Raw genomic sequence first — 26566 nt, 5'->3', positions numbered from 1 at the left:
CTCTGGCCGGATACGGGGCCAGTATTGGCCGATCACGCGCCAGGTGCAACGCAGGGAGGGCCGAGCCGTCCTGGACGAGCGCTTCCATGCCGCGGCGGAGACCGGACTGCGGCCGGTCGAAACGATATCCGACGCAACCATGTCATCTGAAAATCAGGCGGCGCGGAAATTCATTCCGCCGCCAGCTTCACTGTCGCCGGGTTGGTCAGTTGCTCGCGCAACTGTACCCGCCGCGCCTCGGCTTTCTGGCGGTTCGCCTCCTTGATGTGCCCGAAGCCTCGGACCTGATCCGGCCATTCCGCCAGCGCGACCGCGGCCGAGACCGTCTCGGGCCGCAGCGCGGCCAGTGCAGCGCGCATATCGCCGATATAGGCGTCGATCATTGCACGCTCCTGCCGCCTCTCCTGCTGATAGCCGAACGGATCCAACGGCGTGCCCCGCAGTGCTTTGAGGCCGCGCAGCACACGGAACAGCGGAAGGGCAACAGAACCGGAGATCTCGATCTTGCCCCGCTGCCCGGTTGCCTTGTCGTGGCGCCAGATCAGCGGCGGAGACATATGGAAGACCGGCTTCGCCCCATATGTGGCGGCGGCGTGCAGGCGGGCGACCTCGTATTCGTCCTTGTAGGCCATTACCCGGAACAGGTTCTCCGCCACCGCGCGCGCGAATGGTCCGGGCTTGCCGAAAACAGCGGTCTCACGTTCGATCGCTTCCTGTACCATTGCCTGATAGCGCCTGGCATAGCGGGCGGACTGATACGCGGTCAGCGAGGCGACCCGGTCGGCGATCAGCGCGTCCAGCTCCTTCGGCTCACCCTCCACCACGCCGTCCAGAATTTGGGCCACCAGCTCCGGCTTCTCGGCCAGGATGCGACCCCACAGGAAGGCGCGCTTGTTCAGCCCGACCGAAGCGCCGTTCAGTTCGACGGCGCGCAGGATCGAGGCTTCCGACACCGGCACCAGCCCGCGCTGCCAGGCCAGGCCCAACATCATCGTGTTCATCGCCTGGGCGTTGCCGAACAGCCGCTCTGCCAGGCGCTGGCCGTGCAGCCAGACGGACCGGCCGGCATCGGTCACCTTCTCGATCGTGCGGCGGTGACGTTCGGCATCGATCGACAGCAGCGCGTTGCGCTTGAACTCGGCGGTGGCGGCCAGGTCCAGGTTGCCGATCACCACGGAGGTCTTGGCATTCCGCTCCAGCACGCCGGCCGAGCAGCTCACCGCCAGGTCCGCCGCCAGCATCAGGTCGGCGGTGCCTATCGGGATACGCACCACGTCCAGGTCGGTCTCTTCGGCGGCAATCTGCACATGGGCGACGACGGCGCCATTCTTTTGCGCCAGGCCGGTGAAGTCCAGCGTCTTGACCGCCCGGCCCTCCAGATGCGCCGCCATCGCCAAAACCGCGCCGGCGGTGACGATGCCGCCGCCACCGATGCCGGCGAACAGGCCGCGCCAGACGCCCAGCGGAGGCAGGAGCGGTTCCGGCAGACCGTTGCCCAATTCGGTTTCCCGCCCCTGCCACGTCATATCCGCGTCCGGCGCCGCCGGCGGTCCGTCGACCGTCACGAAGCTCGGACAGAATCCCTTCAGGCAGGACAGGTCGACATTGCAGCTGGTCGGGTTGATCCGGCGTTTGCGACCCAGCGTGGTCTCAACGGGCTCGATGGCGATGCAGTTGGATTTCGCGGAGCAATCGCCGCAATTTTCGCACACCGCCTCATTGATCACGACGTGACGCGTTGGCTGTGCCATGCTGCCCCGCTTGCGGCGGCGACGCTTTTCGGTGGCACAGACCTGATCGTAGATCAGCACCGAGGGACCTTCATAGGCCGCCAGGGACTTCTGTACCGTTTCCAGCTCATCGCGGGTATGCCGGGTTACCCCGGCGGGCAGCGCGGATGGCGCCGGCAGGCGATCTGCCTCATCGGCGACGATGGCGATACGCTTGACCCCTTCGGCGGCCAGCTGCGCTGCCAGCATCGGCACCGTGGCACCGCCCTCGGCGGGCTGGCCGCCGGTCATCGCCACCGCGTCATTATACAGCAGCTTATAAGTGATGCGGGTGCCCGCCGCGACGGCCTGGCGGATCGCCAGGCTGCCGGAATGCTGATAGGTGCCGTCGCCCAGATTGGCGAACATGTGCTTCATGTCGGTGAAGCTGGACAGGCCGACGAAGGGTGCGCCTTCCCCGCCCATATGGGTGAAGGTGCGCGTCTGCGGTCCGTCATCCATCGCCATGAAATGGCAACCGATGCCGGCACTGGCAAAGCTGCCCGCGGGCAGTTTTGTCGACGTGGCATGCGGGCAGCCGGCGCAGAAAGCAGGAATGCGGCGCAATAGCCCATCCGGGCGGTCGATCTTGACCGGTGCCGGGGGTGCCGGCAGGTTCAGACCGGCGCCACCCAGGAAAGTGGACAGCCCGCCGGCCACCGCCTCCGGTGACAGTTCCATCAGCGCCGATAGCAGGGGCGCGCCATTCGGCAGCGTCTTACCGCTGACCTCCGGCCGCTCATCCGCCGGCAAATGATACAGCGCGTCCCGGATCTGGCTTTCGACGAAGCCTCGCTTTTCCTCGATGACCAGGATCGCGCGCTTGCCGCGGGCAAACTCTTTCAGGCCCTGCGTTTCCAGCGGCCACGTCATGGCCACCTTGTAGACGCCGAGTTGCGGATGCCGTTCCAGCCCCAGCCGCCGCAGCGCGTGCAGCGTGTCCTCATGCGTCTTGCCGATGGTAATCAGGCCATACGGCGCATCGGGGGTGCCGCTGATCAGGCGATCCAGCCGGTTGGCGCGTGCCCACGCCAGGGCGGCGGGCATGCGCTCCTCGATCATCCGCCGCTCCAGCTCCGCGCGATCACCGGGGAAATGCAGCGTGGGGTCGAAATTCAGCCCGTGCGGCGGCAGCGGGAAATCCGGGAGCGCGAAATGCCGCTGGGAATGGACGACGGCGGTCGAAGCCTGCTCCATCGTCTCGGCGGTGGTCTTCATCGACACCCAAAGCCCGGAATAGCGCGACAACGCCCAGCCAGCGAGGCCGAGATCCAGCACATCCTGCACCGACGCCGGGTTCAGCACCGGGATGAAACAGTTCTGGAAGACGTATTCGGTCTGATGCGGATAGGTAGACGAATGCGCGCCGTGGTCATCACCGGCGATGGCGAGAACGCCGCCGTACTTGTGCGTGCCGCTCATATTGGCGCATTTCAACGCGTCACCACTGCGATCGACACCCGGCCCCTTGCCGTACCACATGCCGTAGACGCCATCGACTTTCTTGCCTGGGAACGCGTCGAGTTCCTGTGTGCCGTACAGCATGGTGGCGGCGAGGTCCTCGTTCAGACCAGGCTCGAACCGGACACCATGTGCGCTCATCAGCTTTGCGTGCGCCCACAGCTCTCTGTCCAGCATCCCCAGCGGGGAGCCCCGATAGCCGGACACCAGGGAGGCGGTGCTCAGGCCGGCGGCCTCGTCCAGCCGCTTCTGTTCCAGCAGCAACCGCAGCAGGGACTGGATTCCGGTCAGCAGGACAGGCTGATCCAGGTCGACGAAACGCGACTCCAACGTGACGGCGGTACGGCCGAGACCGATGTCCATGGGCGTTGTCCCTGTGCGGCAGATCGACAGTTAATAGGAGATTCGATCTGTTGGGGAAGTATTCCAGGGGTGCGCCGGTTGAGCGGTGACCAGGGCAAGACGGCTCGAACCCCATCCAGCATACATTTCATTGCGCCGGCCAACGTGATCAGACGTGTTTGGCCACGCATACCGATGAAAAAAAGACCGAAGATTAATGGTCAAAACTCTGATTCCCGGTTCATCGAGACCGCTGCAGATCGCCTGCAAACCGGCGCGCTTCCTTCCCTCATGTCAGCGGGCGAGCAGGCTCCGCCGGAGGCCAGGATCAGGCCCCGCGGTCGCGCGGCGGGACAGGCCGGTGCTCATGGGGGGCTGGTACGTGTCCGCTGCATCACCGGAGATGTCAGCGGGCCAGGGCCGAACGATAGCACCGGCCGTATTTGATAGCTGTATGTCGAAGCCGGCTTCAGGCCACTATCGCCGAAACTCAGGCCGGTGACGGTAGCGATGTTCACGGTCGCGGCATCGCCCGGCGCGCTCCGGAACACCTCATAGGCCTGGGCGTCCGGCACTCGCGTCCACGCCAGCGCGATAGCGGTATCCGAGGCATCGGTCGCCACCAGGGTCTGCGCGGCTGGCGCGGTGGCGCGCTCCGGCGGCTTGGCGGCGCTCGTCAGCCGGTCGATCATGCGTTTGAACGCGGCGATCTGCGGTCCTGTTTTGGTCAGGAAGCGCGGCGTCGTGGTCGGATCCGGATCCAGGTAGCCCCACCAATCCCAGCACCCGTCGGGGTTGGTGATGCCGAAGAAAGGCGCGATGCCGTTGCTGGGTGTGGTCTGCGGATACAGGACGACAATATGGTTCGTGTCGGCCCACTCGTTGTATCCAGCATGACGCACGAACGCATCGCCGATCGTGTCATAGGACTGCTTGCATCCATGCAGCGCCACATGCACGCGGCAGGCAGCACCGGCGGCGCAATCCGCCGGAACGAAGAGGAAGCCCTTGGCCCCCATGCTTTCATCCGCCGGTTTCGCCGGTGCGGTATAGGCGCCCTGGTCGAACGAGATCAGCGTGCCGATCAAGGTTCCCCGGTTCGGCGGGTTCAGAGCACCATAGATATGCTGCAAGAGGATGCCGGCCTGGTCGTAGTGGCATCTGTTGATATAGTCGCCGCCGTTCTCGGAGCAGGCACCGCCGAAATCCAGTGTGACCTGTGCATGTCCCGCACCGATCGCGGTCTGATAGAACAGATTTCCGGCATGGCCGGCGAGACGCTTCTCATAGAGCGCTTGCAGCCAATCGGTGACCGACCGATTTACAACCGCGTCGTTATAGCCGCTGAACAGGTAGATCTTCTGGGTGGCGATATGGGTGGGGCTGTCGATCTGGCCCTTGGCTGCCAGCCGGTCGGGCAGTTTCGACAAGGCGGACATGTTGGCGGCCGGCTGACCGTCCATGCACGTACTAAGCGCGGTCGCCGCCGATCCGCCAGAGCAGCCATACGGTCCGCCGGCGATCACGCCGACGCCCTTGACGAAGGAAGACCATGCGGTGGCGAATTGCACCGCCATATAGGCACCGGAGGAAATGCCGGAAATCGACGTCTCGGTCAGCGCCGCGTCATAGGCTCCAAGCGTCTGCGCCCGGACGGGTGCGGACAGCCAGACGATGATCGCCAGAGTCCAGGCCAGGATGGTTCGCGGGGATATGTCGCGTGCCTCGGTCGTCATGAGCGGCAGTCTGGCAGGGCGCCCGTACGGCAGCAGTGAAATCGTTCAGCTGGCGCGACGAGCCATCGATCAGGCGGCCGCGCCCAGGATCGCTTTCCCCATCGCGGCAAGGGGCTACGCGGTAAGTTGCGCATCCCCCTCCATCAGCGCCGCCACCACCGCATGCAGCAACGTCGGATCCCCGACCGCGATCACCCTTCCGTCCCCGTCGCTGCGCAAGGTCTGTCCCGACCAATCCGTAATCCGCCCGCCGGCGCCCTCGACGACGGGCACGAGCGCCGCCCAGTCCCAGGGTTTCAGGCCGCACTCCGCAACGACGTCGATATGCCCCAGCGCCAGCAGTCCATACGCGTAGCAGTCGCCGCCCCAGTAGTTGCGGCGGGTCTGCCCCGCCAGACGCTGAAAATGCGGCAGGGCGGCGCCGAACATTTCCGGACTGGTAGCGGACAATTCCGCCTGTGCCAGCGCGGGGCAGGCTCGCGTGCCGGACCGGCCACCCAGAAAACCGGTGAAAACGGTCGGTCGGCCACGCACGCCGACCCAGCGTTCCCCGGTGACCGGTTGGTCGATGATTCCCAGTACCGGTGTCTCCCCCTCAAGGAGGCCGATCAGTGAACCGAACGTCGGCCGCCCGGTGATGAATGCCCGCGTGCCGTCGATCGGGTCCAGCACCCAGCGCAGCGCCGCGCGGGGGCGTTCCAGCCCGAACTCCTCACCCAGGATGCCATGGCCGGGGCAGCGCTGGTTCAGCACCGCGCGCATCGCCATCTCGGCATTGCGATCGGCGATCGTCACCGGCGACTGGTCCGCCTTCTGGTCGGCTGGCACCGCGGTCCGGAAGAACGGGCGGATCACGTCCCGCGCGGCGTCCGCGGCGGCCAGCGCCGCCGCGAGCCAAATGTCGATATCGTCGTCCACAACCGTCCCTTTCCGCCACAAGGCCGGCCAGGCGGCGTTGCGCCCATGCGACCGCATTCGTAGACTGCGCCGACCATAGGGGCCGGTCACCCGCCCTTCAACCGCCGCTCGGCCTGCCACCGCCGCCCAGGAACCGTCCCCGTGAACCCGATCGTCGTCATTCCCGCCCGCATGGCTTCCACGCGGCTGCCGAACAAGCCGCTCGCCGATATCTGCGGCAAACCGATGGTCGTCCATATGCTGGATCGTGGCCGGGAGGCGGGTATCGGCCCCGTCGCCGTCGCCTGCGGCGATCCGGAGATCGCCGAGGCGGTTCGCGCCTATGGCGGCCGGGCCGTGCTGACCGATCCGGCGCTGCCGTCGGGGTCGGATCGCGTGCACGCGGCGCTGGCAGAGTTGGACCCCGATGGCAAACACGACGTCGTGGTCAACCTGCAGGGCGATTTCCCAACGCTCGACCCCGCCGGCCTGCGCCTTGTGGTGACGCCGCTGCACGATCCGGGCATCGATATCGGCACGCTGGTGGTGCCGATCCGTGACGAGATCGAGGCCACGACAGTCTCCTTCGTCAAGGCAGCCTGCGCGTTCAAGGAGGGCGAAACCGTCGCGCCGGCGCTGTATTTCTCCCGCGTCGCGATCCCCTGGGGCCTGGGCCCGCGCTGGCACCATGTCGGCATCTATGCCTATCGCCGTGCCGCACTGGATCGCTTCGTCTCGCTGCCGCCAAGCCCGCTGGAGCAACGCGAGAGCTTGGAACAGCTGCGGGCCCTGGAGAATGGCATGCGGATCGCCTGCGCGCGCATGGAGCACGGCCCGTTCGGGGTCGATACGGCCGAGGACCTGGAACGAGCGCGTGCCCTGATGGCGCCCGGCGCGGCGGTATCCCGCACATGAGCAAGGTGATCGCGTTCCAGGGCGTCCCTGGCGCTTATTCGGATCTGGCCTGCCGTGCCGCATATCCGGAAATGACCACCCTGCCCTGCGCCTCGTTCGAGGCGGCGATCGATGCCGTCCGAGACGGCACCGCCGCGTTGGGCATGCTGCCGTGTGAGAACAGCCTGGCCGGACGGGTCTCCGACATCCATTATCTGCTGCCGGGCTCCGGCCTGTACATCATCGGTGAATGGTTTCAGCGCGTGGAGCATTGCCTGCTGGGCGTACCCGGCGCCGTGATCCCCGATATCAAGCGCATCCACTCCCACCCCGTCGCCCTGGGGCAGGTCCGCCGGCTGCTGGCGGAACTGAATGTCTCCGCCGTGGTGGAGGCCGATACCGCCGGATCGGCACAGCTCGTGGCGCAATGGGGGAAGAAGGAGGATGCGGCGGTCGCCTCCGCCCTGGCCGCGGAAACCTATGGGCTGGATATCCTGCGCGAGAATGTCGAGGACGCGGCGCACAACACCACCCGTTTTTATGTGGTCGCGCCGAACCGGCAGGAGCCGAACCCGCGCATGCCGAACCTGATGACGACGTTTGTCTTTCGGGTCCGTAACGTTCCGGCCGCCCTGTACAAGGCGCTGGGCGGCTTCGCCACCAACGGCGTGAACATGACGAAGCTGGAAAGCTACATGATCAACGGTCATTTCGCCGCCACACAGTTCCTGTGTGACGTGGAAGGCCACCCGGAACAGCCGCCGCTGCGCCGCGCGCTGGAGGAGCTGTCGTTCTTCTCCACCGAGGTGAAGGTGTTGGGCGTCTATCCGCAGGCGGCGTTCCGACTGGCCCAGGGAAATGGCGACTGATGGACGATATTCTGGTCGAGACGCATGATGGCTGGCGCAAGATCGTCCTGAACCGGCCGGCGATGATGAATGCCCTGGCGCCGGCGATGATCGATCGCCTGATCTCCGCGATCGACGCCGCCGAGGCGGATTCGGCCATTCGCGCCGTGGTGCTCACGGGCGCCGGGCGAGGTTTCTGCGCGGGACAGGAGCTTGGCGCCGATGTGATGCCGACCGAGGCTGGGCCGCCTGATTTGCGGCAGCTGGCGGATACCTGGCATCACGAGGCGGTGCGGCGCATCCGCGCCTCCCGCCTGCCATTCATCGCGGCGGTGAATGGCGTGGCGGCGGGGGCCGGCGCGAGCTTCGCGCTGGCCTGTGATTTTGTGCTGGCGGCGAAGTCGGCCAGCTTCGTGCAGGCCTTCGTGCGGATCGGGCTGGTGCCGGACAGCGGCGCCAGCTGGTTCCTGTCGCGCAGCGTCGGCGATGTGCGCGGCCGGGCATTGGCGCTGCTGGGCGATGCGGTTCCGGCGGAGCAGGCCGCGGCGTGGGGAATGATCTGGCGAGCCGTCGATGACACGGACCTGATGGCGGAGGCCGAGGTGCTGGCGCTGCGGATGGTGGCCGCGCCGGCTGAAGCGATAGCCGGGATCAAGACGCTGTTCGCCGCCGCGCCCAGCAATACGTTGCATCAGCAACTGGACCTCGAGGCACGACTCCAGGGTGAAGCCGGGCGGTCGGCCGATTTCGCCGAGGGTGTCCAGGCGTTTCGGGAGAAACGGGTGCCACGCTATCGGCCGCATTGACCGGCGTTCTCACGTCAGCAGCCGGCGGTTGGCAAAGACGGCAAGATATCTGCGCCCTGACGCGTAGGCGGACGGCGAGGCATCGTGGATTTCGCAGCCGCGTCAAGCAGATCGCTCCACAAACCGCTTCTCCGATCGGCGCATTGCCGGCCGAGATCACACCTTTCCCGGCCCGTAGGCAGGCAGGTTGGCCGACCGGCGTCGGCTCGCTCTACCGCCCGCTCAAAATCGCCTTGCACGCGGCCGGCAGCGGCAGCGGTTTCGGCGGCCGGCCGGGCTTTGCAGGTGGCCGATCCAGTTGCGTGAACCACCAGGCCAAGGTCTCGTCGCACCCGTCGCCGGCCGGGATCGGGGTGATGTCCTGACACTCGGACTGGCCGGGCGGGCAGCGGAAATGAATATGCATATGGGCCGCGTGGCCCCACCAGGGGCGGATCATGCGCAGCCATGTCCGGTCCCCGCTGACATCGCGACACAACGCCTGCTTGATTGCCGGGTTGACAAGCACGCGGTCGACGCCTGGCACGGCCGTTGCCAACCGCAGCAACGTAATCACGCGCGCCGACCAGACCGACGGATCGATATCCCGTCCATCCGGTCGCACCATGCTGGCCAATTCGACGGTCTCCAGCTGCGCAGCCTGGATCGGCGGGCGCGGACGCATGTCCAGACCGACGTCGGCATCGACACCGATCTGGTGGCTGATATGGCCGCCCTGCATCGGTCCGCCTCGGGGATGGGAAATGTCCTCGATCAGCAAGCTGGGCAGCCCGGCCGCGCTTGCCTGCCGCGCCAGCATCTCCAGCCCAGCGATGGTGCCCGGCGCGCCCCAGAAGTCGCTGCGGCTCATGTGGATGGTCTGAAAGCCGGTGCCCTGCGCTGGAAGCTCGACAGCCCCCGCGATACAGCCGCCACCCTTGCCACCGCCGATGACGCGCAGCGGACCAGGCGCCGGCCCGTAGCCCGCCAGGGCCGAAACCGTGGACAACATCAGAACGAGGCAACCGGCAACCAGATGATGGATCAAAATCTGCGTTCCAGGACCGTGACCACGTCCCCAGGCTGGATGAAGCTTTGCCGGTAGGCCTTGCCTTCTATCGCGACTCCGTCCTGGGTGCGCACCACCGCAGCATAGTCGTCCACCGCCCGGTAGGTGAACCCGCCGGCGACGGCCGCCGCTGTCACCACGGTCATGCCGGGCTGGTAGGGATACTGGCCTGGCTTGCTGACCTCTCCGAGGATGAAGATCGGGCGATACGCGATGATCTCGACAGACACCGATGGCGACTTTAGCAGGTTGGCTTTCATCAACGCCTGGCTGACCTGCTGGCCGAGCTGGTCCGTGGACAGGCTGGCGGCGTGGACGGGGCCGAGCAGCGGCAGGGCGATGGTGCCGCTGTCGCTGACGCGGAATTCGCCGGTCAGCGAGTCCTCGCCGAAGGTGATCAGCCTCACCACGTCCCCGGGGCCCAGACGGTAGGCTCCCGGTTGCGTGGTTGGCAGGTCCGGCAGGCTGCCGCCTGGGGAACAGGCGGACAGCACCAGGCACAACAGCACGGCAGCGCGAACCAGCACCGGGGGCAAACCCTGTTTTAGGGTTGACGTCACGTCACCGGAATTCCCGGCGAGGTCCGAATACACGCAGCTCCTTAAGATTTGGTTAATCGGCGGACGTATCCCGCCTTTTTAGCAGGCGACTTTGGCTTAACTGATCCCAATGGGGCCGATCCTGACGGGGCCGATCCTGACGAGGCCGATGCAAGCGACACCGGGTGTTTAGTCACCGGCGCCACAGGTTCCGATCCGGGCTTGTGCAGCTGTTGCCAGATCGCCGCGTCCCGGCTGTAGAAATCCGGCCGGAACTGCAGCGTTCCGTCCGTGTCGGCAAACGCGGTCTGATAGACGACGAACACGGGCACCGGCTTCGGCAGTTCATGTCTCGTGGTGCTGGCCTTCGCGATCCCTTGCGCGATCCCTTGATTGACCGAGCCGATCGGCTGCCGCAGCAGCAATGCCGCGAACTGAAGCGGATTCTGCACCCGGATGCAGCCATGGCTGATGCGGCGGTTGTCGCGGTTGAAAATTTGTCGATCCGGTGTGTCGTGCAGGTAAACATCGAACCGGTTCGGCATGTCGAACATGACCAGTCCCAACCCCGCCTCGGGGCTCGGCAGCTGTTCAACCTCGCCGCTGGCCAGCATCACCATCCTGTTCCGGGTCAGGTAGTCCGGGTCGCTGCTGATCTTCGGCAGGATCTCGGCAATGACAATGTCGCGCGGTACGACCCATGGCGGGTTGAAGAAACTCGCGTCGATCGTCGCGCGGAACTCGGGGCTCTGATTGTGCCGGGAGTCCTGACCGACCACGACGCGGGATGAAAAGACCGGCTGGTCGTCGCGATACAGCACCAGCCGTTCATCGGCGATATTGACCCATGCACGATCGGGCGGCAGTGGTCGCGGCAGCCAACGTTGGCGTTCGAGGTTGACTTCTATCATGCGTACGCGGTCGATCGCGGCCTTGTCGCCGGCTAGGGCGGCCGGCCGGTATTTCTGCAAGGCCTGACGCAGCGCCTGGTAGGTCGGTGTGGTCGGCGCCAGCGCCTCGATCACAGACGCCGGATCGCGGCTGTCGATTGCATCGTCCAATACGGCCGCGACATTGATTGGTTCCGGGGCCAACGTCTCGTCGTCTCTGCGGCGTTCGACCGGCACAGCCCCCCGCGCAAGCGCATCCGCATAAGACAGGAAAGCATCCGACAACAACAATTCGCGATCGATCGGTGGCAAGGCTGCCCGGTGCTGCAACAAGGTTGCGTGAAACAATTCCGGATCGAGGCCCTGATCGCCAGCCCGGAGCACGGCGTCCACCAGCGCATTCGCCTGTGCTTGCCGGGTCGTCCAGACAGGCTCAAAGCCGTGGCGCGCGTAGAAGCGCTGGAGCAGCTCTGCGTGCAGGCGCTCACCGCCAATGACGGGTGCCGACCGGCCATAGGCCAAGGTGGCAAGCTGAGTTTTCGGATGCAGCGCCGGCATGGCGACCGCTTCCGGGGGATGGTTTGAGCCGCACCCGGCCAACGCGCACAGCGCGGCGAGCGCGACCGCGCCAATCACCGTTCTGGCGCACCGGAGCGATTGAGCCAGGGCGGGCATCAACGGCTTCCGACCATCCAAGCCCACCTCGCGCGCCGGCGTGGGCACCCGTACCACTCTTCGACTGCCACTGTTCGACCCTCGCCGGCTTACGCAACTTGCAGTTTGACTCTCCACCAAGAATTGGCCTTAAATTTTTCTCGTGTCTACGAGCAACTCGATAGAGGAGTACCGGATGGTTACCGCTTCCGAAACAGTGCGTCGTCACGGATTGATCCGCCGTGTAGCGATGGCTGCCGTTGTGATTCCTGCGGCACTCCTCGCCGCATGCTCGCACCCGGCACCTCCGCCGCCGCCCCCGCCGACCCCCGCCCCTGCCCCGGCGCCGCCGCCCCCGCCGCCGGTTCCGCCAGCCCGCGGCTAACAACCGATCACCGTGAAGCGTGAGTCATGGACGACCACGCTTCGCCGGTGATTGATGTGTTGTCCTTGAGCGGCCGAAAGGTTGTATTACGCGAAAGTGATGGGAAACCATCTGCGTCCAGGCCGCATGTGGACGCGATCCAACTGATGTCTGTTTCCTGTTCCGGCAGCTGGTCGGGGTTTCGGCCACGAAGCTGAACAGCAGACGATTTCGCCGTCTCCGGAACCCGGAGGCGGCGAAATCGTTTCCGCCCCTGTCCATCGTTGGGATTTTCGAACCGGACCATGATCCGAAGCCCGATCGCGTCCGGGCTCCTCGTTAGCCTTTTCTTAACAAATACGACCGTAAACCCATCCCCGACCAAAACGGCGCGCCCGACTTCCACGCGCAGGAGCAAGAGGCTCGCAGTCGCGGATGCTGGACAATCCGACCCGGTATCAAGGCCTGCCAGCAGGCGCTGACCCAGGCATCGTCCGGGACGCCGACAAGGCGCGGCTGACCATTCCCGCCTTTCTGGCGGCCCTGCGGCAGCGCCGCCCGATCCTGGCCGCGACCGTCATTCTGATCCCCCTTACCGCCTGGATCATGCTCCGCCAGGTGACGCCGCTCTACACCGCGTCCGGCTCGCTCATCTACGAACCGGCCGTGTTCACCCTGCGGGAGATGCAAAGCATCCTGCGCACCGATCCGACCACCGACGCGATCATGGCCAGCCAGGCGGAGTTGCTGCAAAGCCTGCACATCGCCCAAAGCGTCGCGGAGCGCGGCAATCTTTATACGTCGGCCGAATTCAACCCGGCTCTCCGCCGACCGGGCACGCTGGCCCGGTTGAAGCGAAGCCTAGGCGATCTGCTGGGCATGGACACCGAACCGATCCCAGAACAACCGGTCTATGGCCCGACCCTGGATCGCGCGCGGGAGCAGACGATGATGGCGGTTCGCACCGCTCTGCACGCCACGCCGATCCACGCCTCCCACGTCATCGAGGTCAGTTTCACCGCCCAGGATCCGCTAACGGCCGCCGCCGCGGTGAACAATGCGATGGACGTCTACATCAAGGATCAGTACCGCGCGAAACACATCCTGGTCGACCGGGCCAGCCGCCTGCTGGATGAGCAGGCCAGAATCCTGCGTGACAATGTGCAGAAGCTGGAAAGCGACGTTGCCGCCTACCGTAGCCGGCACGGGTTGTCACGCGGCATGCATGCCAGCTCCGATAGCGAGGAAATCACCCATCTGACGGAGGATCTGGTGAAGGCCCGCAGCGATCTGGCCAGCGCCAACGGCCGCCTGGATGCCGCTCGTGGCAACGCTGGCGCCGCCGCCCTCGCCGCCATCTCCCCTTCCGTCGTGTCGCTCCGGACGCAGCTCGAACGCCTCGCTGCCCAGATCCAGTCGCAGCAGACCCGGCTCGGCGGCGCGCATCCCGAAGCACAGGGTCTCAGCCGCCAATACGCGGAAGCGGATCGTGCCTTGAAAGCCGAGACGGCACGCGTCATCGCCGCAACAGAGGCGGAACAGCACACCGCGGCGGAGCGTGTCGCGGCCCTGGAAGCGCAGTTCCGCATGGCTCAGGAAGAAGAAGCACGAACCGCGCGCGAGGAGATTCCTCTCGACGCCATGAGCCGCGACCTCTCGGCAGAACGCGCACAGTTGCAGGCGGTATTAGAGCGGCAGCAGCAGACCGCGCAGCAGGCGGCCGTGGAAAGCTCCGAGGCCCATGAAATTTCCCAGGCACTGCCGCCGACCCAGCCCAGCTCCCCCCGTACGGTGCCGGTCATGGCGGCAGCGTCCGCAGGCGGGGTGTTCCTCGGCTTGATGCTGGTCTACGTGCTGCACCTGGCGGACAGCACGCTGCGCAGCGGCGACGAGATCCGGACCGTAACCGGGCTCCCCTGCTTCGCCCGTCTGCCGGAGGTCAGCCGGCGAGCACTGGGACATGTCACGATCCAGGACTATGCGGCGCGGCGGCCCTTGTCTCCGTTTGCAGAGCAGGTGCGCGCCTTGCGCGCCGGCCTGCGCTTCATGGGCGCCAACCCCGGGCGCGTGCAGCCGCGCATTCTGGCGGTTACCGCCGCGCGGCCGGCCGAAGGCAAATCCATCGTTACCCTGGCGCTGGGGCGGGAAGCGCAACTGCGTGGGGAACGGGTGCTCGCGATCGAGTGCGATCTGCGGCGGCCGTCCTTCATCCGCCGGCTCACCGGCCGGGTGGCGCCCTCACCGCCGCCTGGTCTGGCAGAAATCCTGCGTGGCGACGCGGATTGGCGCGACTGCGTGCAGGAGGATCCATTAACAGGGATGGGCTTCGTTCCCTCCGGCCGACCCAGCGGCGATGTGCTGGGCCTTTTCCTATCGGAGCGGTTCGGTGCCCTGTTATCCGGCGTCCGTGCCGAATACGACCTGGTGCTGCTGGACGCCCCACCGGCCCAGGCGATGACGGAAGCGCGGGTGGTGGCCGCAGCGGCGGATGCGACGCTGCTGTGCGTGCGCTGGCGGTCGACGCCGCGCGCCAGCCTGTTGAATGCGCTGGAGCTGCTGGCCGACGCGCACGCCAATGTCGTTGGCGCCGTGCTGACGCGGCTTGATCCACGGACGCACCGGCGTTCGGGCTATGCCGATGGCGAGGTATATCATCACCGCTACAAGGCTTATTATGAAGGATAGCGGTGCATGACCGGATCGATCCTGGTGACCGGAGGGGCCGGTTTCGTGGGCAGCCATCTGGTGAAGGAGCTGGTGCGCCAGGGATCGGCGGTCACGGTTCTGGACAACCTGCGAACCGGCCATCGTGCCGCCGTGCCGCCGCAGGTTCGGTTTGTTCAAGCGGATCTGGCCGATGTCGGCGTGCTGGAGGAGGTGTTCTCCCTCGGGCGGTTCGACGCGGTCTTCCATTTCGCCGCCCTGTCGCAGGTCGGCGAAAGCATGCGGATGCCGATGCGCTACCTGATCGACAATGTCGGCAACGGCATGCGCCTGATCGATGCCTGCCTCCGCCACGGCGTGCCACGTTTCGTGCTGTCCTCGACCGCTGCGCTGTTCAACGTCGTCGACGATGCGCCCATTCCCGAAACCGCGCCGATCGATCCGCAATCGGTTTACGGCGACACCAAATGGATGATCGAGCGCACATTGCGCTGGGCCGGCGAGGTGCATGGGCTGCGCCATGCCTGCCTGCGCTACTTCAACGCCGCCGGCGCCGACCCCGAAGGGGAACTGGGCGAGGATCATCGCCCGGAGTCGCATCTGATCCCGCTGGTGATTGATGCCGCGCTGGAACGGCGGCCTGCGCTGGATGTGTTCGGCGATGACTACGACACGCCGGACGGCACCTGCATTCGGGATTATGTGCATGTCTCGGATCTGGCACAGGCCCATCTGCTGGCCCTGCGGCAGCTTGATAATGGCTCCCTGGTCTGGAACCTGGGGAACGGCAATGGCCAGTCCGTTCGCGCGGTCATCGCGGCGGTCGAGCGGGCATCCGGCCTGCGCGTGCCTTATCGGATCGCACCGCGACGCAGCGGCGATGCCGCGGTGCTGGTGGCCGCATGCGACCGCGCCAAGGCGGCGGGCTGGCGACCGGCGCTGAGCGATCTGGATACGATCGTGCGAACCGCGCTCGCGTGGCGAAAAGCACATCCGGAGGGCTATGGCGACTGACCCCCCTGCCGCTGCGCGTCATCGTTGCGATCTCGCTTCGCCATTGCGAGGTGCCACACCGCCGTGGTGGGTCCTGACCGGCGCGGTGCTGCTCTGGCCGGCACTGTGGAACCGCTATCCGATCGTATTTGCCGACACGGGCACCTATCTGTCGCAAGCGGTCCATCACTATGCGGGATGGGACCGGCCGGTCTTCTACAGCCTGTTTATTCTGCCGCTGCATGCCACCGTCACGTTGTGGCCGGTCGTTGCGGTGCAGGCGCTTATCGCGGTCTATGTCCTGGCATTGACGTGCCGGGTTTTCCTGTGCGGGCCGCTATCGGCGGCCGATCCGGCTGAACCGCCACCGCCTTCCCCATTATGGCGGAAGCGGGCCCGCCATCCGCGCTTTCCGCTCGCGCATCCCTGTTCAACACATTGCTTTTTTAAAAAAGGCATCGGTCGCTGGCCGGCGCCTAGTACGCCGGCAGCGGATGACGATCCGCGCGGAAAGCACGATCGGCGGGTCTCCGCCGGCGGATATCCGTGCAGATCAGCGTATCTAAGCGGCCTTCTTGGCATCGCGCTCCTCACCGCACTCACATGGCTGCCCTTCCTGGTCAGCGAGGTGATGCCCGACCTCTTCACCCCTCTTCTGATATTGCTGATGACCGTCCTGGCCTGGACACCGGACCGGATCAGCGCGCGGGAGCGGTGGCTGCTGGTGCCGGTCGCCGCCTTCATGACCGCATCCCAGCAATCAAGCCTGCCGCTGGCGCTGGTGCTGGCCGCCGGTCTTGCCGCGCTTGCCGTGCGGTTGCGGCATCTGCGCCCCGCCTTGCTGCTGCCGGCGCTTCTCGTGCCGATGCTGGCCGCGCTGGCGCTATGCGGGATGAATCTGGCCGCCCATCACCGGTTTTCGCTGTCGCCTTATGGCAGCGTCTTCTACCTCGCTCGCCTGATCGCGGACGGGCCGGTCAGCACGGAACTGGCGCACGCCTGCCCCGAAGCGGGCTGGCGGCTTTGCGCATATCAAGATCGTCTGCCGATGGATTCGGACCGCTTTCTGTGGACATCGGACAGCCCACTGAACCAAGCCGGCGGCCCGAAAGCCATGGCCGCCGAAGCCGGTCGGATTCTTGCCGAAACCCTGCGGCACCAGCCGGGCCGGGTTCTCGCGGCGGCGCTGGCCGATACCGGGCGACAGCTTGGCCAGTTCGACAGCGGGGACGGTCTGGAACCGTGGGCGAAGCAGGTTACACCATGGATGACCGACGATTTTCCGGTGAGGGAGGTGGAGCGATACGACCGGGCGCGGCAGCAACAAGGACAATTGGCGTTGCCGGCCTGGCTGATGATCACGCACAGGATCACCGCGCTGGCCGGCGTGGCCGCGTGCGTGATCCTGCTGCCGATCGCCTGGCGACGACGCTCGCTGACGCTGGGACTGTTGATCGCCGTACTATGCGTGTTGCCTTTGTCGGCCGCCGTCACCGGTGTGCTGTCAGGTCCGCATGGCCGCTACCAGAGCCGGATCATGTGGCTGCCGGTGTTCGCCACTCTCCTGACGGTTGGATCAATGGCGCCCTTCCGCGCGATCCTGCCGCACCCCGCCGCCGGAAAGCACGCACCATGAGGCAAGGCGCCTACTGGTCCGGATTGGAAGCGGCCGTCTCCGGCGCCTTGTCCCTGCTGACCTCGATCCTGGTCGCTCGGATCATCGGACCGTCGGAAATGGGAATCGGCGCATCGGCCGTGGCCCTGCACGTTGTCTTGTGGGTCGTGGTCAATGCCCTGTTCGCCGATGCGGTCGTGCAACGCGCGTCGATCGACCAGGCGGTCCTGTCATCCGCGTTCTGGGCTTCCGTGGCGACCGGCTGTGCGGCGCTGATTCTACAGATGGCGGGTGGCTGGGGCCTCGCAAGTTTGCTCGACGACTCCCGCCTGGTGCCGATGGGCCTGGTGCTGGCGGTGCCGCTGCCGGTTGTCGGCGCGGCGGGCACGGTTCAAGGTCTGCTGACTCGGGAACGCGCCTATCGAAGCCTGGCACTGCGCACGCTGATCGGCCAGGGCCTTGGCACCTGCACGGGTATCGTGGCTGCGGCAGCCGGCGCGGGCGCCTGGGCAGTGGTCAGCCAACAGGCGATCGTATCCCTGGTCGGTGCGGTGACCTTGCTGATCGGACGCGGTTGGCGGCCGGACTGGATTTTACGTTGGACCGATGTGCGGCCGCTGCTGCGGGTCGGGCTCCCGCTGGCGGCCTCGACCATCGTGCTGATCGCGCGCTACAGGGTCTTTGCCGTTCTGATCGGGGGTACCGCGGGCGCGACCGTCCTTGGCCAGGTTCATATCGCGTTCCGGCTGGTGGATACGGTGCGGGAACTCGTTTTCACGGCAATGTGGCGGCTGATGCTGCCGGCCTTGTCGGAGCACCAGAACGACCGGCGCAGCATGCTGGCGCAGGTAGATCGCTGGCTGCGCTGGGCGGTGAGTTTCATGTTCCCGCTGTGTATCATTCTGGCCCTGATTCTGACCGAGGTGGTGGCCCTGCTGCTGGGACCGGACTGGGTGGCAGGCGGCCAGGCTGCCATGCCGCTGGTAGGCCTGATGGCGGTGTCGACGCTGGTGTTTCCGTCCGGCGTCGCCCTGGTCGCGTTGGGCCAGACGCGGTTCACGCTGTACAGCAACATTGCCAGCCTGATGCTGGTCTGCGGCGGGGTTCTGCTGGTCCGGCCAGCCGATCCCTGGCATGCCGTGGCAGTATGGACCGTGAGCCAGATGCTGATCCTGCCATACGTGATGTGGGTCAACGCCAGGGCGCTGGGTGTACCGATTGTCCGACCTGTCAGCGGCGGGCTGATCCGCGCGGATGGATAATGCCGCATTCGCGGCCGGAACTCCGCTTTCATGCCGCGTCGAGGGACGGTAGCGTCACCCGTGGACTCACGGAGGAAACAGCATGGCGCAACGCCGCCGCGTGTCGGTCAGGTACGGGACTGTCCGGATCGACGTGATCGGGGACAACCCGGCATCGCCCACCACCCTGGTCATGCTGCCATCCGCCGCCCGTGATTCCGAGGATTTCGACGACATAGCCGAGCGCTTCGCGGCGCAAGGGCTCCGGGTGCTGCGCCCGCAGCCGCGCGGTATGGGGGCCAGCGTCGGACCAATGGCAGGGCTGACGTTGCATGACTACGCCCGCGACGTTGCCGCAACGATCGAGCAATACGGCAGTGGTCCGGCCTTCGTACTGGGTCACGCCTTCGGCCAATGGGTTGCGCGCTGCCTGGCTGCCGATCATCCCCACCGGGTGCGTGGTGTGATCCTGGCCGCCGCCGCGGCTCGAACCCTGGCCCCGGATCTGCGGGAAGCGCTGGCGATCGCCGGCGACCCCACCCAACCGCGGCAGGCCCGATTATCGGCCTTGCGGAAGGCGTTCTTCGCGCCAGGCCATGATCCATCTCCCTGGCTGCACAACTGGCACCCGGCCGCCGCACGCAGCCAGCGCGCCGCCGGCGCCGCAACCCCCATCGAGGATTGGTGGCATGCCGGCACCGCACCGATCCTTGATCTGCAGGCGGAGCACGATCCCTGGCGGCCCCCGGAAACCCGCGATGACATCCGTGTCAAGCTGGGCGCCGATCGGGTGACGGTGGTGCTGATCGATGGCGCCAGCCACGCGCTGATTCCGGAGCAGCCGGCGGCGGTGGTAAAAGCCGTAACCGACTGGATGACCGCGTCGCGGCCCTGATGCCGCATGGGAGGCACCGATGTTTCACGCGAACGATACACCCCCCTTCCGGGCCGACCATGTCGGCAGCCTGCTGCGGCCGAAGGAGCTGCAGGTCGCCCGATCCGCCTGGAAGGCGGGGACGTTGTCCGCCCCGGCGCTGCGGGAGATCGAGGATCGCTGCATCACCGCGGCAATCGCCAGGCAGGAATCGATCGGCCTGCGCGCGGTAACGGACGGCGAATACCGGCGCGCCTATTGGCATTATGATTTCGTTTCAGGTCTGGATGGCGTCGAGATCTACGAGCCCGAGGAAAAGATTCAGTTCAAGGGCGGCATCCCGTTGACACACAAATTGCGGGTGGACGGGCGCATCGGGTGGTCGAAGCCCGTCATGATCGACGATTTCCGCTTCGTGGCCAGCCATGTCCGGAACGCCGTGCCCAAGCAGACCATTCCCTCCCCGTCCGTCGTACATTTCCGAGGCGGCCGTGATGCGATCGATCGCCAAGCCTATCCGACGCTGGAGCCATTCTTCGACGACCTGGGCGAAGCCTATCACGCCGCAGTGGCGGCCTTTGGCGCTGCGGGCTGCCGTTATCTGCAACTGGACGAGGTCAACATCGCCTATCTCTGCGACCCGGAGCAGATCGCAAACCTGCGCGCGCGGGGCGAGCATGTCGAGGGTCTGCTGAGCATTTACGCTCGGATGCTCAATCGGGCGATCGCCGGAAAACCACCGGGGATGACGATCTCCATGCACCTGTGCCGAGGCAATTTCCGGTCGACCTGGGTTGCCTCGGGTGGCTATGAGCCGGTAGCGGAGGTCTTGTTCAATCAAATCGATTCGGATGCGTATTTCATGGAATACGATTCCGATCGCGCCGGCGGGTTTGAACCGCTCCGCTTCGTGCCGCGCGGCCGGAAGATCGTCGTACTGGGTCTGGTGACCAGCAAGACCGGAACACTGGAGAGCAAGGACGACCTGAAACGCCGGATCGATGAGGCTGCGAAATATCTGCCGCTGGAACAGCTGGCCCTGTCGCCGCAATGCGGTTTCGCCTCCACCGAGGAAGGCAACACGCTGACCGAGGACGAACAATGGGCCAAGCTGGCCCTGTGCGTCGACGTGGCGCGGGAGGTCTGGGGCGGGATCTAGCGCGCGATCGCCTGAAGCCGGCGGTGAGAAGGCGTGAATCGCGCTCTTGGATCAAAGAGTTGATCAGGCATGCTAGGGCCAACCTGACCCTGGCATGCTTTCGCCGCCCCAGCGCGTCGTGGCACCAGATAGTCAACGCCGCCCCGCTGTCGCCCCGTCGCGATCAGGCCGGGATAGTCACGTCACCGGCGGCAGGCCGTAGAAGCGCTGCGCCGTACGATGGAACAGCGCCGCCTTTTCATCGGCGGAACAGCCAGCAGCCAGGCGCTTGAAGGCATTCCACAGTACCGGATAGCTGCACATCCCCTTGTCCACGGGGAAATTGCTTTCGAACATGCAGCGGTTCACCCCGAACAGCTCGATCGCCGTCTCGACGTAAGGGCGCCAGGCATTCGCTATTTCCCCTGACGATGGCGGCAGCATCTGATGGTGCCAGCCGAACCCGTTCACATTCATGGCAAGGCCGCCGAGTTTCACGTGCAGGTTCTGGAACCGCGCGAGATTCCGCAGGCTGTCCCGCCAGCGGTTCAGGATCTCGGCCCGCTTGTCTTCATAAGGGCCGACGCCCAACGGACCGCCCAGGTGGTTCAGCACGACCTTCTGATCGGGAAACGCGCGCATCAGGTCGATCAGGTCGCTCAACTGCGGGTGATAGAGCCAGGCCTCAAAGGTCAGGCCGAAGCGTGCGAGCCGGGCGAAACCCGCGCGAAACCCAGGTTCTCGATACAGGCCCGGCGGCGCACCCGGCGGTGCCGTCGGCTCGATCGCGGGATCGAAGGTGCCACTATGCCGGATGCCTTTGAAGCGGCCCTCCCCGGCAAGGATATGGGCCTCCAGAACGGCATCGATCCGCTCTCCCAGCCGGCAATCGGCGTGACCGACGATGCCGGCGCAAGCCCGTAGCGCACCAAAGCGGCCGGATTCGCAGACCCGCGCCGCCTCCGCAACAAAGACGGTTTCGCCGACCGGCCGCAGTTCCACCGGGCCGTGGGGGTAATAGTCGGAGCCGCATTGGATGAAAACAGTTGCTCGAACGTTGTGGCCGGTGCGCAGATCGGCGACGAGATCATCCAGCAAATATCGATCGGGCCGCGCGCGCCAGAGATGGTGGTGCGGATCGATGATCGGCAGGTCGGGCTCCAGCACCGCCTCGTTCAGTTTGGCCAGCCAATCGGGGCGTACGCGGGGGTGATGGAACGGCTTTCGCTCGACGGTCTGGCTGGCCATTGCGTTTCTCTCCCGCGCGACACATTGGCGCCATCCAGCCACGTGGTAGCGTTGCTGGCAAACCAGGCAGGACAGATGGTCAGTTCCGGGCCACGAGGCTGAAAGCATTCAATGTGCCCGGCAAAGGACGAACCCGCACAGCTCGGGCTTTTCGACGGTTGGCGGCTAGGCGGCCATCGTGCGGGCCGAACCGGCTGCATCCGCCAGGGCGGACAGCAACGATTCCGCCATCGCCGATTCGGTGAATCGGGCACAGGCGAAGTCCTGCTGCAGAATGGACCGGCGTGTCCATTCGGCGTCATCCGTCATCAGCCGTACCACGGCGGCGGCAAAGGCCTCAGCATCCGTTTCGATTGCCGCTACTTGCCATAAGCCGCTCAAACCCTGCGCGCCGGTGGGAGTCGTCACCAGCGGCAGTCCTTCCCGCAGCGCCTCCACCACCTTCATCTTCACACCGGCCCCGCAGCGCAGCGGCACGACGGCGACCCGCGCTCGCGCATAGACCGCGTCCAGCGCCGTGTCGGATAGATTGGCCTTGATGGTCACGGCCTCCTGCCGCGCCAGCGCCCGGACTGTCCCGGTCGGGTTGGAACCGACGATCGACAGATGTGCCTGCGGAACACGCTGACGCACCAGCGGCAGAACCTCGTGGACGAACCAGGCCGCGGCATCCGCGTTGGGCGGATGGGCAAAGCCGCCGACGAAGATGATCTCCTGACCCGGTGCCGGCTTCCGGCGGGGCCGGAACGTATCGAAGCCGTATGGGACCACCGCCCCGAACCGGCGGTCCGGCTGCAAGGCCCGGGCAATGTCCGCTTCCTCGGCCGAGGGATAGAGCGACAGATCGACCTGCTGCCACACGCGACGTTCACGTTCCTCCATGCGGTCCGCATCATCCGACAAGGCGGCGTCACCGCTGGCCCGCGCCTGAAGGCGCATGCGCCTGAAATGCAGATCGTGCCCGTAATAGACGACCGGTCCGGCATAGTACCGGCGAACCACGGGCACCGTCTCCTCCGCGAGGGTCGGCCGGCTCAGCAACACGCAGTCGATCTCGGCGCCATTCTCTCGCATCCAGGTTTCGAAACTGGGCAGGCCGGGACCATAAAGGATCTCGATGCCCATCTGCTGCAGTGGTCTCGCGTAGCCGCCGCTGTCACGGCCGTTTTGTGGCCAAAACTTTACCACCTTGCCGGCGGCGACCAGAATGCGCAGGAAGCCCATCATGGTGCGCGAACCGGCATCGCGATCTGGCTCCGGCAAAAGATGGTCGACGACCAGAACGACCTCGCGATGCATCGCCCGATCCCGAGCGCGCATCACGTGCTGTCCACTGGGATAATGGCCAGCAGCCAGCACGTCATGCCAGCGCTGCATGAACCGCACACGATTTCGCACCTGGCATGCCTTGATGCCGCTTGTGGTGTCGCGGCCATGCGACAGGCCCTCAAAATGGATGACGCGGGAGGCGGGCTGATACAGCGTCTTCAGTCCAAGCTCCCGCAGACGGAACGACAGATCGGAATCCTCGCAATAGGCCGGTGCATAGCGTTCGTCGTAGCCGCCCACCCGCAGGAACAGATCGCGCTCGATCAGAAGCGCGGCACCGGAACAGTAATCAACCTCCCGCACATAATTATAGACGGCCTGTACGGGATCCTCATGCCTGCCGTAGTTCCAACCGGAGGCGTCGCGCCAGAGAATGCCCCCCGCCTCCTGCAACGATCCGTCGGGGAACAGCAATTTGGCGCCGACCAGCCCCGCGTCGGGACGCGCGCATAGCAGGGTCAGCATCGGGTCGAGCCAGCCGGGCAGCACCTGCGTGTCATTGTTGAGCAGATACAGATATTGGCCTCGCGCGGCCCGGGCGGCATTATTGCAGCTTCGCAGATAGCCGAGATTCGTCTCATTGCGGATCAGGCGGATACCACGCACCGGATGCAGCGGCGTTGACGGCTCATCGCGCCGCGGTGGCGGAAACGGATAGGCGTCGTCGATCACCAGGACCTCGATCGGCACCTCCGGCAAGGCGGAGGCGATCGACGCCAGGCAACGCAGAGTATAGCCCACCTGCCCATAGGTCGGGATGATGACGGATACCACCGGCGTTTCGGACAGCGGCAGCGTCAGGGAGGCAGGATCGATAACACCCAGCACTGGATCGGACGGTATGGACGCGGCTTGTCGCCGGAGCCGCTGAGCGCGCAGCCAGTAGCGGGCGTGGGTGTGCAGTTGGAAGGTGACAGTCCACCACAGCACCATTGCGACGCGTCGTCCCTGCCGGCGCATCCATGGATGGCGCGTCCCACAGGCGGCCGCGGTGACCGATAGGCGCCACCACAACGATCCGATCAGTCCCGTCAACCGATCGGATGGACGTTGCAGCGCCTGGCTCATCGGAGGGGGCCTCCCAAGGGATGCCCCCCTCCTACGTGCGAATGCTTAAGAAGCGCTTAACGGCCCTGGAAGTTTGGCAACCGGCGTTCACCCATCGCCTTGATGCCCTCCCGGAAGTCAGCCGTGTCGCGAAGCCACGCCTGCTCCTCAAACTCGCGCTCCGTCGCGGCGGCTACGGCGTCCGCCAGGCCGCGCCGCATGGTCTCCCGCGTTGCGACGATGGCCAGCGGACCCGCCTCGGCGATCTCCTTCGCCAGTTCGATTGCCTTGGCGCGCACCTGATCCGACGGCACGCAGTCATCGACGAGGCCGATCGTCAATGCCTCATTGCCCGATAACCGTCGGCCGGTATACATCATCATGGTGGCCTGCTGCAGCCCGATCAGCCGCGGCAGAGTGCAGGTCAGGCCGAAACCGGGATGGTAGTTCATCCGTGTAAAATTGGCGGACAGCCGCGCCTCCGGACAGGCGACGCGGAAATCGGCCATGACGGCCAGTCCCAGGCCCGCGCCGATGGCGGCCCCATGCACCGCCGCGACGATCGGCTTGCCGGTCCGCCACAGACGCTGCGCCTCCTTATAGAGGTGCCGGCCGCGCTTGGCCGCTTTGGCCACACCATCGGGCCCGCGACTGCTGAAATCCGCCCCGGCGCAGAAATGCTTGCCTTCGGCACACAGCACGATCGAACGCACCGCGGGCGTGCGATCATAGACCTCCAGCGCGTCGGCGATCTCACCCACCATGTCGGTATCGACGAAATTGTTCGGCCCCCGCCGAACCTCGATAATCGCGACGTGACCCTGCGTGTCGACGCCAATATGCTCGTAATGACCGTGCTGCATTCTGCATTCCCTCCGTCGGACCCCTTTAGGCCATCCCCTGGCCTCGCGAAAGATGCACGCAACCCAGCTTCCCCTCAGGCCGGCTATCGACGCGAATCAGGGTGCGGTAAATGCCAGGCAATCGTTTGATGGGACGTGAGTTGGTGAGACGCAGGGGCGCCGCCCCTGCACCCCGCTAAGGGCGTAACGCCCTTAGAACCCATTTATTGGGGGGAAAGAGGGAGGGGCGACACGGACCTTGCAACCGGCACGGTCGCCCCTCCCTCTTTCCCCCCAATGGACGGGGATCCAAAGGGGCGTGCCCCTTTGCGGGGGTTCAGGGGGTAGCGCCCCCTGGAATGTCCCCTGGGGACCTCTCCACTCACCCCGCCAAACCATGGACTCGGAGTCTGCATGACCGCGCCGTTTTCAATGGCCTCGCTAGGGCCGGAGCTGACATCGCCGCTGATCCTGGCGCTGCCGAAAGGACGCATTCTGGCCGAATGCGGACCGCTGCTGGCCAGGGCTGGCGTGGTGCCGGCGGCGGATTATGAGGATGAGGACAGCCGCCGCCTGCGGTTCCCAACCGATGATCCGATGCTGGACGTGGTCCGCGTGCGGCCGTTCGATGTCGCCACCTTCGTGGCCTTCGGGGCTGCGCATATCGGCATATGCGGCGCCGACGTGCTGATGGAATTCGACTATCCCGAGGTGTACGCACCGCTGGACCTGGGCATCGGCAAGTGCCGCGTATCGGTCGCGGAGCCGCGGGAGACGGCAGGATCCGACGATCCGTCCCGCTGGTCGCGTGTGCGGGTGGCGACCAAATATCCGAATATCGCGCGGCGCCATTATGCCGGCCGCGGCATCCATGCCGAGGTCGTGCACCTGAACGGCGCCATGGAGTTGGCGCCAGGGCTAGGACTCTGCCGGCTGATCGTCGACCTGGTGCAGACAGGATCCACCTTGCGAGCGAATGGCCTCGTGGAAACCGAGGTGATCGCCGATGTCACCAGCCGACTGATCGTCAACCGGACGGCGCTGAAGACCCAACCTGAAGCCGTGGGGGCCTGGATCGCTCGGTTCCGCAAGGCGCTCGACAACGGCCCGGCCGCCTGACCCAATCACCCGCGACGGCACCGCCGCGGCGTGGAGACTAGAATCGATCCGGCCAGCACCGCCAGGATGGCCGCGAGCGGCGCGGCGGACCGTCCGTTCGTCCCGGATCGCTTTCCCACCCATCGCCTGGACAAGCCGTTTCGCTGCATGGCACCATCGCTGCCCTTGAGCGGAGAATGAGGATGCACCGGTGGGGAAGGCCGAGGAT

Annotated in this window: 19 protein-coding genes; 10 read left to right on the top strand and 9 right to left on the bottom strand. The window is 65.9% G+C overall.

Annotated features, from left to right (window positions below; genetic code table 11):
• Positions 1-170: 170 nt before the first annotated feature.
• From VHC04_RS10005 to VHC04_RS09995, 3 genes are all read right to left on the bottom strand, one after another.
• Positions 171-3593, bottom strand: coding sequence for an indolepyruvate ferredoxin oxidoreductase family protein (locus VHC04_RS10005; RefSeq protein ID WP_325680629.1), 3423 nt, complete (start codon positions 3591-3593; stop codon positions 171-173).
• A gap of 344 nt (positions 3594-3937) precedes the next feature.
• Positions 3938-5308, bottom strand: coding sequence for a plasmid partitioning protein (locus VHC04_RS10000; protein ID WP_325680627.1), 1371 nt, complete (start codon positions 5306-5308; stop codon positions 3938-3940).
• Between the two features lie 114 nt (positions 5309-5422).
• Positions 5423-6226 (bottom strand): inositol monophosphatase family protein, encoded by an 804-nt coding sequence (locus tag VHC04_RS09995; RefSeq protein WP_325680625.1) that lies wholly within the window; start codon positions 6224-6226, stop codon positions 5423-5425.
• A gap of 141 nt (positions 6227-6367) precedes the next feature.
• On the opposite strand from VHC04_RS09995, the gene VHC04_RS09990 reads away from it, so the two are divergent.
• Genes VHC04_RS09990 through VHC04_RS09980 form a run of 3 tightly spaced genes read left to right on the top strand, consistent with a single transcriptional unit; the run spans position 6368 to position 8753 of the window.
• A complete protein-coding gene (locus VHC04_RS09990; protein ID WP_325680623.1) occupies positions 6368-7120 on the top strand; it encodes a 3-deoxy-manno-octulosonate cytidylyltransferase in 753 nt (250 codons plus the stop codon).
• Complete coding sequence (locus tag VHC04_RS09985; protein ID WP_325680621.1) at positions 7117-7968, top strand: prephenate dehydratase; 852 nt, start codon at positions 7117-7119, stop codon at positions 7966-7968. Before VHC04_RS09990 ends, VHC04_RS09985 begins: the two co-directional genes overlap by 4 nt.
• Positions 7968-8753, top strand: a complete 786-nt coding sequence (locus tag VHC04_RS09980) for an enoyl-CoA hydratase-related protein (RefSeq protein ID WP_325680619.1) — start codon at positions 7968-7970, stop codon at positions 8751-8753. Before VHC04_RS09985 ends, VHC04_RS09980 begins: the two co-directional genes overlap by 1 nt.
• Before the next feature lie 211 nt (positions 8754-8964).
• Here the strand turns inward: VHC04_RS09980 and VHC04_RS09975 are convergent, their stop codons facing one another.
• The 3 genes from VHC04_RS09975 to VHC04_RS09965 are packed head-to-tail and all read right to left on the bottom strand — an operon-like array spanning position 8965 to position 11905.
• The gene (locus VHC04_RS09975; RefSeq protein WP_325680617.1) at positions 8965-9744 is read right to left on the bottom strand and encodes a penicillin-insensitive murein endopeptidase; all 780 of its coding nucleotides are present in this window, start codon (positions 9742-9744) and stop codon (positions 8965-8967) included.
• A gap of 32 nt (positions 9745-9776) precedes the next feature.
• On the bottom strand, positions 9777-10361 hold the full coding sequence (locus VHC04_RS09970; RefSeq protein WP_325680615.1) for a polysaccharide biosynthesis/export family protein: 585 nt from the start codon (positions 10359-10361) through the stop codon (positions 9777-9779).
• A 41-nt stretch (positions 10362-10402) separates the two neighbouring features.
• Positions 10403-11905 (bottom strand): L,D-transpeptidase family protein, encoded by a 1503-nt coding sequence (locus VHC04_RS09965; RefSeq protein ID WP_325680612.1) that lies wholly within the window; start codon positions 11903-11905, stop codon positions 10403-10405.
• Positions 11906-12683: 778 nt separating this feature from the next.
• On the opposite strand from VHC04_RS09965, the gene VHC04_RS09960 reads away from it, so the two are divergent.
• From VHC04_RS09960 to VHC04_RS09935, 6 genes are all read left to right on the top strand, one after another.
• Positions 12684-14933, top strand: a complete 2250-nt coding sequence (locus tag VHC04_RS09960; protein WP_325680610.1) for a GumC family protein — start codon at positions 12684-12686, stop codon at positions 14931-14933.
• Positions 14934-14939: 6 nt separating this feature from the next.
• Positions 14940-15926 carry a UDP-glucose 4-epimerase GalE gene (galE, locus tag VHC04_RS09955; RefSeq protein WP_325680608.1) on the top strand — a complete coding sequence of 329 codons (987 nt, stop codon included), beginning with the start codon at positions 14940-14942 and terminating at the stop codon, positions 15924-15926.
• Positions 15916-17541 carry a hypothetical protein gene (locus VHC04_RS09950; RefSeq protein WP_325680606.1) on the top strand — a complete coding sequence of 542 codons (1626 nt, stop codon included), beginning with the start codon at positions 15916-15918 and terminating at the stop codon, positions 17539-17541. The genes galE and VHC04_RS09950 overlap by 11 nt, the downstream gene beginning before the upstream one ends.
• On the top strand, positions 17538-18782 hold the full coding sequence (locus VHC04_RS09945) for an oligosaccharide flippase family protein (RefSeq protein ID WP_325680604.1): 1245 nt from the start codon (positions 17538-17540) through the stop codon (positions 18780-18782). Before VHC04_RS09950 ends, VHC04_RS09945 begins: the two co-directional genes overlap by 4 nt.
• 82 nt (positions 18783-18864) lie before the next feature.
• On the top strand, positions 18865-19656 hold the full coding sequence (locus VHC04_RS09940) for an alpha/beta fold hydrolase (protein WP_325680602.1): 792 nt from the start codon (positions 18865-18867) through the stop codon (positions 19654-19656).
• Between the two features lie 19 nt (positions 19657-19675).
• A complete protein-coding gene (locus VHC04_RS09935) occupies positions 19676-20794 on the top strand; it encodes a 5-methyltetrahydropteroyltriglutamate--homocysteine S-methyltransferase (RefSeq protein ID WP_325680600.1) in 1119 nt (372 codons plus the stop codon).
• 177 nt (positions 20795-20971) lie between these two features.
• Here the strand turns inward: VHC04_RS09935 and VHC04_RS09930 are convergent, their stop codons facing one another.
• From VHC04_RS09930 to VHC04_RS09920, 3 genes are all read right to left on the bottom strand, one after another.
• Positions 20972-22021: an amidohydrolase family protein gene (locus VHC04_RS09930; RefSeq protein ID WP_325680597.1), complete on the bottom strand. Its 1050-nt coding sequence runs from the start codon at positions 22019-22021 to the stop codon at positions 20972-20974.
• A gap of 165 nt (positions 22022-22186) precedes the next feature.
• Entirely contained in the window at positions 22187-24418 is a 2232-nt protein-coding gene (locus VHC04_RS09925) for a glycosyltransferase (RefSeq protein ID WP_325680595.1), read from the bottom strand.
• A gap of 56 nt (positions 24419-24474) precedes the next feature.
• Positions 24475-25260, bottom strand: coding sequence for an enoyl-CoA hydratase/isomerase family protein (locus VHC04_RS09920; protein ID WP_325680594.1), 786 nt, complete (start codon positions 25258-25260; stop codon positions 24475-24477).
• Positions 25261-25653: 393 nt separating this feature from the next.
• Between VHC04_RS09920 and hisG the strand changes: the two genes are divergently transcribed.
• Positions 25654-26358: an ATP phosphoribosyltransferase gene (gene hisG, locus VHC04_RS09915; protein WP_325680592.1), complete on the top strand. Its 705-nt coding sequence runs from the start codon at positions 25654-25656 to the stop codon at positions 26356-26358.
• Positions 26359-26566: the final 208 nt, after the last annotated feature.

Source organism: Rhodopila sp., assembly GCF_035548095.1.
In the GTDB taxonomy this organism is placed as follows: domain Bacteria; phylum Pseudomonadota; class Alphaproteobacteria; order Acetobacterales; family Acetobacteraceae; genus Rhodopila.
Note: the sequence above shows the minus strand (reverse complement) of the source record. Positions and strands in the feature narration are given on the sequence as shown.

What these genes read in the sequence shown, in the direction of transcription:
- VHC04_RS10005 (WP_325680629.1), bottom strand. Translation starts at nt 3,593, where the DNA reads ATGGACATCGGTCTCGGCCGTACCGCCGTCACGTTGGAGTCGCGTTTC.
- VHC04_RS10000 (WP_325680627.1), bottom strand. Translation starts at nt 5,308, where the DNA reads ATGACGACCGAGGCACGCGACATATCCCCGCGAACCATCCTGGCCTGG.
- VHC04_RS09985 (WP_325680621.1), top strand. Translation starts at nt 7,117, where the DNA reads ATGAGCAAGGTGATCGCGTTCCAGGGCGTCCCTGGCGCTTATTCGGAT.
- VHC04_RS09980 (WP_325680619.1), top strand. Translation starts at nt 7,968, where the DNA reads ATGGACGATATTCTGGTCGAGACGCATGATGGCTGGCGCAAGATCGTC.
- VHC04_RS09975 (WP_325680617.1), bottom strand. Translation starts at nt 9,744, where the DNA reads ATGTTGTCCACGGTTTCGGCCCTGGCGGGCTACGGGCCGGCGCCTGGT.
- VHC04_RS09965 (WP_325680612.1), bottom strand. Translation starts at nt 11,905, where the DNA reads ATGCCCGCCCTGGCTCAATCGCTCCGGTGCGCCAGAACGGTGATTGGC.
- VHC04_RS09960 (WP_325680610.1), top strand. Translation starts at nt 12,684, where the DNA reads ATGCTGGACAATCCGACCCGGTATCAAGGCCTGCCAGCAGGCGCTGAC.
- galE (WP_325680608.1), top strand. Translation starts at nt 14,940, where the DNA reads ATGACCGGATCGATCCTGGTGACCGGAGGGGCCGGTTTCGTGGGCAGC.
- VHC04_RS09950 (WP_325680606.1), top strand. Translation starts at nt 15,916, where the DNA reads ATGGCGACTGACCCCCCTGCCGCTGCGCGTCATCGTTGCGATCTCGCT.
- VHC04_RS09945 (WP_325680604.1), top strand. Translation starts at nt 17,538, where the DNA reads ATGAGGCAAGGCGCCTACTGGTCCGGATTGGAAGCGGCCGTCTCCGGC.
- VHC04_RS09940 (WP_325680602.1), top strand. Translation starts at nt 18,865, where the DNA reads ATGGCGCAACGCCGCCGCGTGTCGGTCAGGTACGGGACTGTCCGGATC.
- VHC04_RS09935 (WP_325680600.1), top strand. Translation starts at nt 19,676, where the DNA reads ATGTTTCACGCGAACGATACACCCCCCTTCCGGGCCGACCATGTCGGC.
- VHC04_RS09930 (WP_325680597.1), bottom strand. Translation starts at nt 22,021, where the DNA reads ATGGCCAGCCAGACCGTCGAGCGAAAGCCGTTCCATCACCCCCGCGTA.
- VHC04_RS09925 (WP_325680595.1), bottom strand. Translation starts at nt 24,418, where the DNA reads ATGAGCCAGGCGCTGCAACGTCCATCCGATCGGTTGACGGGACTGATC.
- VHC04_RS09920 (WP_325680594.1), bottom strand. Translation starts at nt 25,260, where the DNA reads ATGCAGCACGGTCATTACGAGCATATTGGCGTCGACACGCAGGGTCAC.
- hisG (WP_325680592.1), top strand. Translation starts at nt 25,654, where the DNA reads ATGACCGCGCCGTTTTCAATGGCCTCGCTAGGGCCGGAGCTGACATCG.